The sequence below is a fragment of the Bacillus sp. X1(2014) genome (genome assembly GCF_007678255.1).
The window spans coordinates 153248-167444 of record NZ_VEED01000005.1 but is presented as its reverse complement, the minus strand read 5'-3'; the positions used below and the strand labels follow the sequence as shown (position 1 = coordinate 167444).

At 38.9% G+C, this 14197-nt stretch carries 13 protein-coding genes; 1 reads left to right on the top strand and 12 read right to left on the bottom strand.

Features of this window, described 5'->3' with window-relative positions; genetic code table 11:
- Nucleotides 1-257: 257 nt before the first annotated feature.
- The 3 genes from FS608_RS12350 to FS608_RS12340 form a co-directional block, all read right to left on the bottom strand.
- On the bottom strand, nt 258-1049 hold the full coding sequence (locus tag FS608_RS12350; protein ID WP_144550371.1) for an IclR family transcriptional regulator: 792 nt from the start codon (nt 1047-1049) through the stop codon (nt 258-260).
- 74 nt (nt 1050-1123) lie between these two features.
- A complete protein-coding gene (locus tag FS608_RS12345; protein ID WP_144550369.1) occupies nt 1124-1927 on the bottom strand; it encodes an alpha/beta fold hydrolase in 804 nt (267 codons plus the stop codon).
- A 191-nt stretch (nt 1928-2118) separates the two neighbouring features.
- Nucleotides 2119-2562 (bottom strand): MarR family winged helix-turn-helix transcriptional regulator, encoded by a 444-nt coding sequence (locus tag FS608_RS12340; RefSeq protein ID WP_144550367.1) that lies wholly within the window; start codon nt 2560-2562, stop codon nt 2119-2121.
- Between the two features lie 178 nt (nt 2563-2740).
- Between FS608_RS12340 and FS608_RS12335 the strand changes: the two genes are divergently transcribed.
- Complete coding sequence (locus FS608_RS12335) at nt 2741-3163, top strand: organic hydroperoxide resistance protein (RefSeq protein WP_144550365.1); 423 nt, start codon at nt 2741-2743, stop codon at nt 3161-3163.
- A gap of 209 nt (nt 3164-3372) precedes the next feature.
- Here FS608_RS12335 and FS608_RS12330 read toward each other — a convergent pair whose 3' ends face one another.
- From FS608_RS12330 to FS608_RS12290, 9 genes are all read right to left on the bottom strand, one after another.
- Nucleotides 3373-4563 (bottom strand): helix-turn-helix domain-containing protein, encoded by a 1191-nt coding sequence (locus FS608_RS12330; protein ID WP_144550363.1) that lies wholly within the window; start codon nt 4561-4563, stop codon nt 3373-3375.
- Between the two features lie 80 nt (nt 4564-4643).
- Nucleotides 4644-6200 carry an HAL/PAL/TAL family ammonia-lyase gene (locus tag FS608_RS12325; RefSeq protein ID WP_144550361.1) on the bottom strand — a complete coding sequence of 519 codons (1557 nt, stop codon included), beginning with the start codon at nt 6198-6200 and terminating at the stop codon, nt 4644-4646.
- 21 nt (nt 6201-6221) lie between these two features.
- Nucleotides 6222-7601, bottom strand: a complete 1380-nt coding sequence (locus tag FS608_RS12320) for an MFS transporter (RefSeq protein WP_144550359.1) — start codon at nt 7599-7601, stop codon at nt 6222-6224.
- 235 nt (nt 7602-7836) lie between these two features.
- Complete coding sequence (gene solA / locus FS608_RS12315; protein ID WP_186328711.1) at nt 7837-8988, bottom strand: N-methyl-L-tryptophan oxidase; 1152 nt, start codon at nt 8986-8988, stop codon at nt 7837-7839.
- Between the two features lie 191 nt (nt 8989-9179).
- Nucleotides 9180-10256: a copper resistance D family protein gene (locus FS608_RS12310; protein ID WP_144550355.1), complete on the bottom strand. Its 1077-nt coding sequence runs from the start codon at nt 10254-10256 to the stop codon at nt 9180-9182.
- A 1-nt stretch (nt 10257) separates the two neighbouring features.
- Complete coding sequence (locus tag FS608_RS12305; RefSeq protein ID WP_144550353.1) at nt 10258-10803, bottom strand: copper resistance CopC family protein; 546 nt, start codon at nt 10801-10803, stop codon at nt 10258-10260.
- Nucleotides 10804-11060: 257 nt separating this feature from the next.
- Nucleotides 11061-11810, bottom strand: coding sequence for a twin-arginine translocase subunit TatC (gene tatC / locus FS608_RS12300; protein WP_144550351.1), 750 nt, complete (start codon nt 11808-11810; stop codon nt 11061-11063).
- 107 nt (nt 11811-11917) lie between these two features.
- Nucleotides 11918-12124, bottom strand: coding sequence for a twin-arginine translocase TatA/TatE family subunit (locus FS608_RS12295; RefSeq protein WP_026564126.1), 207 nt, complete (start codon nt 12122-12124; stop codon nt 11918-11920).
- Nucleotides 12125-12195: 71 nt separating this feature from the next.
- Nucleotides 12196-13950, bottom strand: a complete 1755-nt coding sequence (locus FS608_RS12290; protein ID WP_144550349.1) for an alkaline phosphatase D family protein — start codon at nt 13948-13950, stop codon at nt 12196-12198.
- Between the last annotated feature and the right edge of the window lie 247 nt (nt 13951-14197).

Below are 14197 nucleotides of genomic sequence, written 5' to 3'. Positions count from 1 at the left end.
CAGTGAATACGCTTCCATAAGATTTTATTATTTATTATATAATATTTCATTGCCCCAAACGGACTTTTATCCCTCCTTTAATATTTTCCAGCAGCAACGAGTATGTTTTATATACAAAACAAAGTTTGCTACTAAGTTTATTTTAAAGTTTTGAGAAAATTGTGTCAACCGTAATAGTGCAATTTGTTTTATTTGATAAAAAATGTTTTACATGTAAAACACACATCAAAAAAAGCTTGCGATTGTTCGCAAGCTTTCTAGTTCACTTTAGTATGGTAGCCCATAAAACCGGATAGAATTTCGGAAGTTTCCAGCACTTTAGGTACAGCTATTTTTTCAATAAAATCTTGGTTGAACGTAGCCTCCGTTGCAACCAAATTTATTGCAGCCAATACTTTACCTGTCCGCTCAAAAACAGGTGCAGCCACGGACTGAATTCCATGGTGGAATTCTCCCTTTGTAATGGCATACCCCTTTTGCCGAATCGTCGCTAACTCCTGCCCGAAATCCATATAGTCGGTTTGCGTTCGCTCTGTATAGGGTTTTAAATTCGAGCCAAATAATATTTGGTTTAGTTTTTCTTGAGGCTGATAAGCCAGCTGCACCTTTCCATTAGCGACAGCATGCGCGGGCAGTCTTAATCCGATATTCACATTGACCGCAGAAACTCCCCTTATAGGAGCACTTCCGACATAAACGACTTCTTGACCATCCAATATAGATAGGTGGCAAGACGCCCCTGTCTCATCCCTTAACTTTTCTAAATATGGCTGCGCAATTTCCGGGAGCTTTAATGTACTTAAAAAGGCAAATCCTAATTCTAGCACTTTTGGAGTTAAACTATAGCGTTTCGTGTGTTCATCCTGGTCGAGATATCCAAGTGTTTGGAGCGTATACAGTAATCGGAACGGAACGGTTCGACTCACATCGAGTTCTTTCGCAATTTCTACTAAGGATAATGTCGGACGCTCTTCACTAAATAACTTTAAAATCTCCAATCCCCTTACGAGCGAATTGGCATTATATCTGTCCTTTTCTTCTTTTGCCATAGCAATTCACCATCTCATTGTTAATTTACTTATACTACTATTTTATCAAAATTTAAGCAAAGAAAGATATTCCCTTATTGATTTATCGGTAAAGAGATTAGAAAGTCAAGGACAATTCCATTAAAACGAGCAGAGTCTTCTTGATAACACAAATGTCCGGTTCCAGGGATCGTTACAAACGTGGATCCCTTAATACCCTCATGAAATATCTGTGATTCACTAACAGGTGTCACTCGATCTAATTCCCCACAAATAACTAGTGTAGGAACATAAATAGCAGAGAGGATTTCCATTTGATTCAGAGAAAAAAGCGAATTGGCCACAGAACGGAAGCCCATCGGTCTGATTTGCGAATAGATTCTTTCTGCTTCTTTCTTTATTTCAGGATCCGGTTGTGGAGATAACAATTCCTGTACACGTAGTTTCGCTAGTTCTTTGGGATCTAGTGTTTCAATGTTATGAAGGCGGTTGTTTAATCTCCGTTCATTCTCTTCTTGACTTAGAGCCGCTGCTCCTCTAGTTGCATCTGAAATAATTAATGCATCTACCATTTCAGGAAAGCGGTAACAAAAGTCGAGTGCAATTGCCGAACCCATGGAATGTCCTAGGAGTGTAACAGATGGATAGTTTAATTCTTCGATAAATCCTTTCAACACATCAGCAAACTGGCTAAATTCTTTCAATTCTACTATTGGATCCGAACTCTTCCCATATCCAGGCGCATCCCATGCAATCACCGTGAATTGCTTGGATAAGCCCTGTAATTGTTTTTTCCATGACTGAGAGTTATTTCCCATTCCATGCAGGATCATTAATGGAGGTCCTTCTCCCTCGATTTCAAAATGAATCTGTAAATCTTCTACTTGCAAAAATGGCATGCTTCCCCCTCCTTATTTTATCTGTTTCATAAGTAAAACATTGTTTTATATTTTCTATATTAAAACAACTGCAAAATAAGTCAACTGAATTTTCAGAAGTTACTGCAATCTTAATGGATTGATTAACCATTATAAAAGCAAAAAAGACAAGAGCATGCGCTCTCGCCTCACTTTACCGCTTTATGCATATTCTAATTTTCTTTTACTTTTTGAATACGTTGAAGAATGGTGGTAAGGGTGTGATCTAAATTCTTCAATTCTTCATAATCCGTTGATAGGTTTTGTAACAATTGCGAAGGAATGCATTCGGCTTTCTGTTTCAGTTCTTCCCCTTTTTTTGTCAGTGAAATAATCACACTTCTTTCATCCTCTAAGGATCGCTTGCGCTCTAAAAGATGATTTCCCTCCATCCGTTTGAGCATAGGAGTTAACGTACCGGAATCTAAAAATAACTTTTGTCCCAGTTCTTTTACAGTGATTGAATTTTTCTCCCATAATACTAACAAGACAAGATATTGCGGGTATGTGACATCGAGATCTTCAAGTAAATCTCTATATAGCTTTGTGATTTCCCGTTCGGCTGTATAAATTTTAAAACAGATTTGATTTTCAAGCTTTAAATTCTGATTATCCATCTCTAAGTTCCTTTCACTTTCTTCCTAATTTATATCATACACATTTCGCCACTTAATTAACACAATTTAATTTTACACAATATAATTGTTGACTTCTATAATTATTGGAGGTAAGATAATTTTGTAATATTCAATTGTACAAAATTTAATTTCACAAAATTGAAAAGAGGTTGTTAAAATGGAATCATTATATACAGCGAAAGCTACGGCAGAGGGCGGCAGATTAGGGAAAGTAAAAAGTAGTGACGGAACACTAGACTTGGCACTATCCATGCCCAAATCACTCGGTGGACAAGAAAAAGAAAATGCTACAAATCCAGAACAATTATTTGCAGCTGGATATGCTGCTTGTTTCGATAGTGCATTGAATTTAGTGGCAAGACAATCGAGAAAGCGGATTGAATCAACAGTTACAGCCGAAGTATCAATTGGGAAGGATCTTGATGGAGGATTCAAACTAGCAGTTGCACTGTTTGTTGCCGTTAAAGGAATTTCATTGGAACAAGCAGAGGATTTAGTCGCTCAAGCGCATACTGTTTGCCCTTACTCGAAGGCAACGAAAGGGAATATAGAAGTGGCATTACAAACCGTATTATTGTAACTAGCTTTTGAAAAATGGGATAGGCTTGATTGCCTATCCCATTTAAATTTGAAGTTTTTATGTAACTATTGTGCACAGACAGTTTCTCACGAACCAATCGTGTTGCTGCTAGAAGCACTGTAAACAGAGAAAAAGGCCGAACCACTTTTGAGAAGCATTTCGGCCTTGATGCATTATGGGGAAAAATAAATGAAAATATACTGTACAATTCAATTTCTTGCTAATCGATAATCTGAAGGCCTTAACTGCATATACTTTTTAAACATACGGCTAAAATAATTGGCATCCTGGAAACCTATTTTCTCAGCAATCTCACTAATGGGCAAATCAGTCATTTCTAAATACGACAAAGACATGTCAATTCTCATTCGATTTAAATAATCAATCAAACTAATCCCTACTTCTTTTTTAAACAAATGACTAAAATGATGCCGGCTCAAGCAGCAATATTGTGCTATCTCATTTAGAAAAATACTCTTCTGATGGTGTTCTTTAATATAACCAATAGCTTGTTGAATGACAGGACTTACTTCATTAAGATTCGTGTTTTCAGATTGCTCTGTCAACCAAACTGCATAGTCAAGAACCTGATTAACAAATTTATCGTATCGAATAATATGATACAAATTTTGTATAAAATTTGTATTATTTGAATGAATGGTTATTGCATTTGCTCCTGAATCGATCACCCGTTTAGACAATAATAAGACAATGGAAACTACTTCTGTTTTGAAAATATCCTCATTAAATTGACTTGCCATAGCTAATTTTTCCATAAGGCGTTTCAAATGAAGAATAATCCCTTCTACATCGCCAATTTTAACAAGGGCAAGCAGCTCTGCCTTTTCTTCATTAAACGTATTGATGACTGGCTCCTCATTATTTCGTTTCATTTCGCAATGAAAGATTAATTGATTCCCTTGGAAAAAGCGGCCAGACATCGATTTCCTTGCTTCTAGAAAGGATTGGTAAAGCGCATAAGGATCTTGATAATATCTACCAATCCCTATCGATACAGAAAGGTCAATAGAATGCGTAGCAAGTTGAATTTTTTTTGCCATATTCACCATTTTTCTATTAAACTCATTTACTGAATCCTGTTCTTTCAATTCTAAGAGAAGAGCAAGAACCCCCTCTTCAATCCAATTCCAAAGAAAAGGTATTCGTACGGTTTCCTCAATTTTCCCCACTAGCTGCTGACCCACTTTTTTTCTCCACTCCAAAGAATTCCCGCTTGCGCTTGCAATATCAGGATAACGATCGATTGAAATAACCATCACTAAATGTGGATGAATAGAAATCCCAAATTTTTGTTGTAACTCTGCAAATGTCCCTTCATGGACAAGCGTTCCCGAGAGTAGCAGATGTGAAAAAGCAGCGCGGTTTGGATCTTGCTTCATAATAATTCCCCTCGTTCATCCTGTCTTCTAAGTTAATGAAAAGGAAGAAGCTTTTTAGTAGCTTCCTCCTTAAATTATCATTATTCTAATTCTCCAATTAACTCTTCGACTAGTGTGACGATTTCTCCTTCTTGAATATATTGGAAAATGTTTTCGATATCAGGATAGAAAAATCGGTCCTCTTGTACTGTTGGTACTTTCGCTCGGATAAACTGATGAACTTTTCCGGTAACTGGCGATGGACTCAATGATCCGTAAAAATCCAATGCCTGCGTGCCAAGCATCAATTCAATCGCTAAAATATATTGAAGCTTCTTTGAAATTTGATAGGCTTTCTTAGCAGCAAAATAAGCAAAACTCACCACATCCTCTTGATTTGCACAAGTGGAGACATTATCAATGGTGGCGGGATGTGAAAGAACTCTGATTTCATTTAATAATCCGGCAGCTGTGTATTGGGGAATCATATAGCCATTATTCAAACCCGGATTGGCTACTAAGAAGTTGGGCAGTTCACTTACATGATAATTCACTAAGCGATCAATCCGACGTTCTGCTATCTTGGCTAAGTTCGCCATCGCGATACACATCGAATCTGCATCTATTCCTATGAAGGAGCTGTCGAAGTTTCCTCCCATTAGAGCAATTCCATCATCGCCTTCAGGCCAGATGATTGGATTATCACTTACGGACTGCATTTCATTCATGAGGTTTTCCAACGTATTTTTCAATACCTTCTTTACCGCACCATGGACTTGTGGAATACAGCGCAGACTTAGCGCATCTTGTAATCGATAATCCTTGTACTCTTCGGCAATTTTACTGCCATTAAGGATTCTTACTAAATTACGAGCTGTATTACCCTGTTCCGCGTGTTTTTTTACGGAATGGAGGCGCGGATCAAATGCGTTTATCGTTCCTTTTAACGACTCAAACGACATTGCTCCCGAAATATCTGCTGTCTTCACAGCTTGAATCCCATTATATAAGGCGAGAGAGGCAAAAGCAGTAACGGAAGTCGTGCCACTTAAAAGGGCCAGTCCTTCTTTACAGCCAAGTACAACTGGTATTAATCCCGCTTTTTCTAAAGCATCACAACCTGAAAGGAGCTCACCATTATACCACGCTTTTCCTTCACCCATTAATACTAAGGCGATGTGTGCTTCAGGAGCAAGATAGGCCACTGAACCATCACCTGGTACAACCGGTAAGATATCATGATTCAATAATCCGGCCATAAGTTCTAAAACCGCTAAACTGACGCCTGAAAATCCCTGCCCTAAATGGTTTAGGATCATTAGCTGAATAGCTCTAACCACTTCTTTTTCCAGCGGCTCACCTACCGAAACAGCATGAGAACGAACAATATTTCGTTGCAGGATTTCAGCATCGTTCTTCGAGATTACTTTTGTGACATTACTGCCAAATCCGGTTGTCACTCCATAAATTGCGCGCTCTTCTTGTAAAAACTTTTCGATTAATCCACGTGATGTTTTTACCCTGTTGCAATAAGCTTCTGTAAAGGAAACTTTTGCTGAATATCTTGCAACAGCAATCACCTCATGAATCGAAAGCTCTTGATCCCCAAGAATAACCTCTTTTATATCTCTTGGGTGTAAGTTTTCATTCTTGGTCATCTAAAACACCTCTTATCAAGCTTATGATAAATTTCTTTTACTTGGAAGCTCAGAATCTATGATTGGAGAGCTCCCCGTTTCAAGTTCTGGGTTATCGACTTCAGTCATCGATAGATACTTTGTTTCTGGTGCCCATGCGATCGAGACAATCGTTCCAATCAATAGAATCACACTCATCGCAATCATCGATGGTCCCATTCCCCATGAACTAACACTTACAGGTAACAGAAATGTTCCAATCGCCGAACCAATGCGGCTGACAGCAGTCGTGACCCCAACACCCGTTCCACGAATTTCTGTCGGGAAAAGCTCTGCAGGATAAATTAACGTAAGGTTGGAAGCAGCAGACATCACAAAAGTAAAAGTTGCAAAGATAATGATCGCAGTAGTATGCGATTCTTTAGGCAATATACTTAAAATAAATAACGAAACGGTAAGAATGACAAACGTATAAATGGTGAAACCTCTTCGCGTAAGCTTTTCCGTACACCAAACCCCAACAATGGCTCCAACTAACAAGAAAAGATTAAGCTGCATATCAATACTAAATGTTTCTTCAAAGCCCATTTTACTTAATATTGTTGGAAGAAAAGTATAGATGGCAAAATACGGGACAACCTGACATACATAAAATAATGATCCAAATGTAGTCCGCTTCCATAGATGTTTACTGAAAAGATCGACCATACGGAAAGCTGTTTTGGAAGTCTCTTTAATCGTTTCATCCATTATCGCATTTGGTCCAATATATTTTCTTACGATCGCACGAGCCTCTTCCACACGTCCCATTTTAATTAACCAAAGTGGCGATTCTGGAGTGCCGATACGTAAAATTACTAGAATGAAAGCGGGAATGGCAGCACTCACAAGCATCCAGCGCCAAGAATCCGGGCCTGATTTTTGCAAATAAAAACCTACGATATTTGCAACGACATACCCAACGGTCCAGAGTACATTTAAAGAAGAAAGCAATAATCCTCGATATTTTCTAGGGGCAAACTCTGCTAGTAAAGTCGATCCAACCGCGTAATCTCCTCCTAATGCAATCCCGATCAATAAGCGTAAAATGAATAGCGTCCATGGATCATGTACGAAGAACTGTAAAGCGGACGCAATCCCGATAATCAGAAAATTAGCTAAGTAGATTTTTTGCCTGCCAATACGGTCGGATAATCCTCCTAGTAACAGGCTGCCAAAAAAGAGACCAATTAAAGCGGAGCTTCCGATTAATCCTTCCCATATTGCTCCTAGTTTCATTTGTGGACCTAATAAAGAAAGGGCCATTCCAATAATACCTAGAGCATAACCATCCGAAAAATTAGAACCGAAAGTAAGGGCGGTAATTCGAAGATGAAATTTATTAAGAGGGGCATCATCCATTAAGTACTTTTGATTGTTCATAAAAAACTCCTTTTCAATGTTTTTTAATTTTTCAGATAAATATTCCCAAAAAAATAACTCTCTACCTTTCACCGTTTTTTAAAGCGTTTACACTTTAGCTAACTAAATTATAATGTTTTGAAATAAAGAAGGCTCTAGATAATCATTCGAACTATTAGCACAATATTGCTATTGTAAAGTGATGATCTGTCTAATAAATAAAAGAGGGAAACCTGACTTAAGGTTCCCCTCCTTATTAATTAGTGAATTCATTTGAAAAACGATGAAGTGAAAACATGGAGATATCATAATTAGTTTTTCCGTCTGTCACTAGATCACAAATAATTTTTCCTATGATGCTTGCAAATTTAAACCCATGTCCAGAAAAACCAGCCGTAATAATGACATTTGAAAACATAGGGTGATGGTCGATAATAAAATGTTCATCAGGAGTAAGTGTATAAAGACATGTTTTACCTTTAATCAAGTGACCATTGGCTTTCGGTAGATACTTCTTCATAAAGCTTCGGGCCTCATACTCATCAGATGAATTCACGCTATATTCCCGATTGAAACAATCAGGATCTACTTTTTCTCCTCCATCATGTCTTCCGATTTTCACCCCGCTCCCATTCATAGAGGGAAAGCCATAATAATGTTGATTTTCAACTTCCATACTGAAAGCAGGAAAATGACTAGAATCATAGAGAAGTTCATCACATTCAAACCATGAGACGGTCTTCCGTGTCGGCTGAAGAGGAAGGTCTACTCCCGTGCCTTCAAGGATTTTTCCTGTCCAAGCTCCTGAACAAACAATGACAAAATCAGCAGCATATTGTTCATTTTTTGTGGTGACAATGGCACCTTCAGCAAAAATGTCTATTTTCTCCACTTTTGTATTAGGTACAAGGGTCATCCCATTTGCTAAACCTAGATGGCGATACGCTCGAATACATTCTTCACTAAATAGCACGCCTGAATTCTTTTCTAAACACCCAACCAATCCCCCTGGCAAAGAAATCCCTCGCCAGCGAGCATTAATCGCATCACTTAATAGGACTTCCTGCGGTAAAGAAAATTCCTTAGCACTTTTGATTACCTCTTCGATAAATGGAGAGCCCTCTGCACCTACACATAAAACACCAGTTGGAGAAAACAACTCCATACCTGATTCTTGTTCTAATTCCCGCCATAATTCTTGAGCTCCGAGCGCAAGAGGAACATATTGCCTTCCTTCTCCATAAGCATGACGAATGATTCTAGTATCTCCATGGTGACTGCCTAAGCTATGGGGAGGATCATTTGCATCTATTAATAATGTTCTTTTTCCTAGCTTTGATAAGTAATACCCTGCTGCCATACCCATCGACCCCGCGCCTACAATTACAACATCGTAGTAGTTCTTCAAACGAATCACGCACCCTTCCATACTCCTCTATAAATATGAAACTATAATATCAGAAATTTCTTTCTAATTGGAGTATTTTTCTTTCAGTTTGTTAAGTAGTATATTAGCCGGTCTGAATGGCTGTTAAATAACATAAAAAGACTGAAAAATTTCAGCCTTTTTTGTGTTTGTTAATATTCGTCTATCAGGGCTTATATGGCTATGGACAGTAGTAAACCAAAATACAATGCTACGATAAAGCCAACACCAAACACAACTCCTAGAATAGGCTTCACCCTTTTAAAACTAATGATAATCATTAATAAAAAGAGTATAGCAACAATGATTAGTAATCCCGTTTGAAAAGACAGTACTATATCCAGTTGTAAGGTTGAAAGAATATTTTTCCCCAATAACCATTCCACCCACTTAGATGCACCTTCTGACTTCACAGTGAATTCAACTTCATGTGGCGGCGATAACGTTCCCATTACGGCTGTAAAATAGAAAACGATCAATAAAATAATACTTTCAGCTTTTACCCAGGGTTTAGGATTAAAGGTAGGGAGTTTTAATGCTTTTCTTGAAAGCACACCATTTATTAAGGCAAAAACTAATACGGGAACGATACTAATATGCTTTAAAAGAAGCATTTGTCCATACGGCAAGACCCAAGTTTTTACATAATCCCTAGGTTCAACCACAAATAACATTAGATAAATTCCACTAATAATTATTATGAGGATACAGAAAACGGCAAAGGGAGTAAACCAAAATAAAAATTTAGACCAATTTGACCACTCTTTTGAGAACCAAGCAACATGAATAAGGATCCCTGTCCATAAAGTTATGATTAGAAAATGAGTGCTATGAGACAGCAGCCCAGGCCAAAATGAAAGTGAAGCAGAATGGCTGGAATATCCAACTGCTAATATCATCAATAGCAGCAAGATAGTTTGCACATATTTGGAGCCTTTTAGCAAAATTGCTAGATATAAGAATGTAGCCATAAACCCTATAAAAATCCAAGCTTTTCCTACTTGGAAGTCCAATAAAACAGATTTTATGGCTAAGGGAAGACCAACTCCGCCTTGAAAATAGGAAACCGTCTGAACAACAGGTCCTAATGAGAAAACAATAATTCCAAGTGTGGAAAGCAGTAAAACTGGTATTGGAATATTAACTCTCGGTTTATTTGCTTCAGGTACAAACTGCAAAGCCACATGTCCGACAAGAATAGAATACAACAAATAATTACCGAATTCTGCGATAGGAATTAAGAACCCCATTTTAACGCTTCCTTCTAAATAATAGGAATACTCCTATGATTAATATTAGGACTACCACACTAATAATAATATTCTTCAGATTCGATGTGGAATCCGTCGAATCATTTTTTGATTTTTCCTGGTTTGAATTCTCTTTTTTAGGCTCTTCCTTTTTTGGAGTAACCGGCTGTTTTGTTTCAGCCTTCGGTGCTTCCTTCACTACCTTTTGCACTGTAAATGGAATTTCACCAGATATAGGGTGACCATCTTCACCTGCAATGCTCCATTTAATCATATAGGAGCCATTTTCTAGTGGTCCCAGTAATGTACCTATTAATCGATTTTCTTTTGGGGTAGCACTAACTAAAGGGACTTCCTTCCCCTCTTTCACCAATTTCATCGTGCTTAACGATTCAATCTTCCCTTCATATGTAAGAACGATTTCTTTAAGGTCCTCTTTCACAACTTGTCCAGAAGTTGGATTGGATGTGGTTAATTCAGTATGGGCGCTGGCAATGGAAGGAAGCATTACCAACATGCCAACTAGTAAGAAAAGCAACTTTTTCATTTTGTATATCCTTTCTTGATAGCCAATATTTTCTACACATTCTATTCATTATAACATCATCATTTTGAATCAAAACCCACAGATTTTCAATTTCTTTGTACCCATCATAAACACATCAAAGTATTCTTTATTCGTACCCTTTTCAGAAATGATTAACTGATTATTTCAGTCATAAATAAAAGAATGAAACCATTTCGGTATCATCCTTAAGTATTTTAAAACTATACTAATTCTTTTCACTGTTGATTTGTCGTGAATCATCCGCTTTCCGCTAGACCATCGTTCTGTAGAGCCATTTCAAGCAGCAATTTCTTCCTGTAAACAATCTTAGACAAGGATACGCTCACTTCATATAGTAGAATCAATGGAATCATCACCAGAAAATCTGAAATAAAATCAGGCGGAGTGATCAGAATGGATACAACAATTAGACCAAAATAGGAGAGTTTCCTCGCCTTGGCTAGCCTAATTGGATTGAGAATACCTAATCTTGTTAAAAACATCACCACGAGCGGCATTTCAAACAGAAAGCCAAATGGCAGTGTTAGGCTGATCATGAACCGAAAATATTTTTCAGCTGTGAACATCGTTTCAAATTGTCCTGCTGAAAGGCTCGTTAAAAATCCGAGCACAATCGGAAACAGCACGAAATACCCAAATGAAATCCCTCCTATAAATAACAGGAATAACCCAGGGATAAACCTTAAAGTCACCTTACTTTCTTCACGATTCAACGCAGGTACCACAAAGCGCCACGTCTGGTAGGCAGCTACTGGAATAGTTGCAGCTACTGCAAATACTGCCGCGATCATCATGTAGACCCAGAGGATATCACTCGGACCAAGGATAGCCAGTTTTCCATCCAGATCCTTCACAAGCCACTTATAAATGTCCTGGACAAAAATAAAATTGGCGATCAGAAAAGTAACAAAAGCCAGTACCGTCATAATTAAACGCCGGCGAAACTCCTCTAAATGATCTTTCAGATGCATCTCTTTGGTGTCCATACTAGAAACCTCCTTTTATTCTTACGTGGTTAGGTGAAAATTGCTCCAACATTCCTCCGCACACATAGAAAGAGAGCTGACGGGCAGTCCGCCTGCTCTCCTTTCTATTAGTTTTCCTTTCTCACAGCGGAAAGCGCAGGTTTTTTCTCTTCCTCTTTGTGATCATCAGATACTAATTCCTTTGCAGCTCCTTTGAATTCGGTTAAGGTACGACCAAATGCCCGACCGATTTCCGGCAACTTTGATGGCCCGAAAATAATTAGAGCAATGACGAGTACTAAAATTAACCCTGGAATACCAATATTGGAAAGCATATAAGTTCATCTCCTCTAAATGTCAGTAGGGGTGATTCGATAATGTCTTTAAACCAAGCCTTTTAACTAAATTAATTAGTTACGGCTCCGCGTTTGCGCCTTTTCTCCATTTGCTTTTCATGCGCTCGTGCGTGGGCTCTGTGCCGGTCTTCTTCGACTTCTTCAGACATTTTGACACCCATAGGCACCGTAGTAGCGGCTATTTCCTTGATCCCTGTCTGATCTTTCTTATAAACAAATGATGCTCGTGTCGAAATATCAGCTCCCGGCTCGGTTACGAACGGAACAACACGGTAATCTGCACGCCATTGTTCTGGTGTGACCTGGCATCGAACGTAGCCGCGGTAATTATTAAAGAATTTAATATGCGGGTTGTCCGCTAAAGATTTGGCTGTGTCTGCACGCCAATCCGATCCATTTCCTCCTGTTGTAATCGATGTTCCCACAAACTCTGCTCCAAAAATCGGAGCGGCTGGATTGTTGTAATCAGTCGTCAGGTTAGAAGCCCAGCTTGCATGGACATCTCCCGTAATAACGATAATGTTGTCCATGTTCTTGCCAGCAATAAAATCTGTGACACGCTGGCGTTGTGCCGGATAGCCGTCCCATGAATCCATGCTGAATTTTGGAGTCGTGCTGGTTCCAGATTTGCGCTGTGCAAAGAAAATCTGCTGGGCAAGGACGTTCCAATGAGATTTTGAATTTCCTAGATTGTTAACCAACCATTGTTCTTGCTCAGCACCGAGAAGTGTACGCTTTGGATCTAATGATTCCGGTGTATGAGCTTTCGTACCATCACCATTCGCCTGGTCATCCCGGTACTGGCGTGTATCAAGAACATAGAAGTTCGCCAAATCACCATAAGTGAAATCCCTGTATAATTGCATCCCGCCATCGTGAGGCAATGACGACATGCGGAGCGGCATGTGCTCGTAATATGCCTGGTAAGCAGCGGCACGGCGCTTGATAAACTCTTCAACAGACTGGTCCTTTTCTGGAATGACATTTGCGTAATTGTTTTCCACTTCATGGTCATCCCATGTAACCACCCACGGGAATGCAGCGTGTGCAGCCCTTAGGTGTTCATCTGAACGATATTGGGCATGACGTGTACGGTAATCTTCAAGCGTGATAATTTCATCTCCTTTGTGTGCACGGACATTGCCCGTTGCAGAAAGATACTCATTCGTACCGTATTCATATATATAATCGCCGACGTGGAACACAAGATCGAGATCCTCTTTCGCCATATGCTTGTACGCCGTATAATAGCCGTGTTCATATTGCTGACAGGAAGCGAATGCGAACGTCATGCTTGCTACGCTGGCACCTGCTGCTGGAAGGGTTTTTGTTTTTCCAACAGGGCTTAGTTCATTTCCGGTCTTAAATCGGTAAAAATACACAGTGTTCGCCTTCAGCCCGCTCACTTCTACATGGACAGAATGTGCGAGGTTAGGCGAGGCATGTTCTGTTCCTCGTTTGATTACTTTTCGGAAGTTTTCATCTGTTGCAAGTTCCCAATTGACTGGAACGATATGAGATGGCATCCCTCCGCCATTTAACGGATCCGGAGCCAACCTTGTCCATAAAACGACACTATCAGATAACGGATCTCCAGAAGCGACACCAAGTGTAAAAGGATATTCGCTAAAATTCGGAGCCGCATCAACTTTAAATCCTCCCATTGACTGAGCAATGGCCAACCCGAGGGACAGTCCTGCAATCTTACCAGCGCCATAAAGAAAGCTGCGACGATCTACATTCTTTTTCAAATTTCGTTCGGTAAAATTCCTAATTAATTCGTCCAAAGTTTTCTCATTTGTCATGATTTCTTCCCCCTCAGATTTTACATTTCTTAAATACGACTCTGATTATAAAGGGTGTTTATTAATAGATTGTGAAGATTGTAAATAGTAAAATAATAGGGCGACCAATAGATGGTAAATCAATAACAGTAATTTAGAACTAAATAGAGATAAAAATTCAAATGAGTAAACTATATTTTTTCCAATCAACGGTAAATTTTATCGATTTTCCGTAGTCATTTTGTCTTGTTTTATTTAATATCCTCTT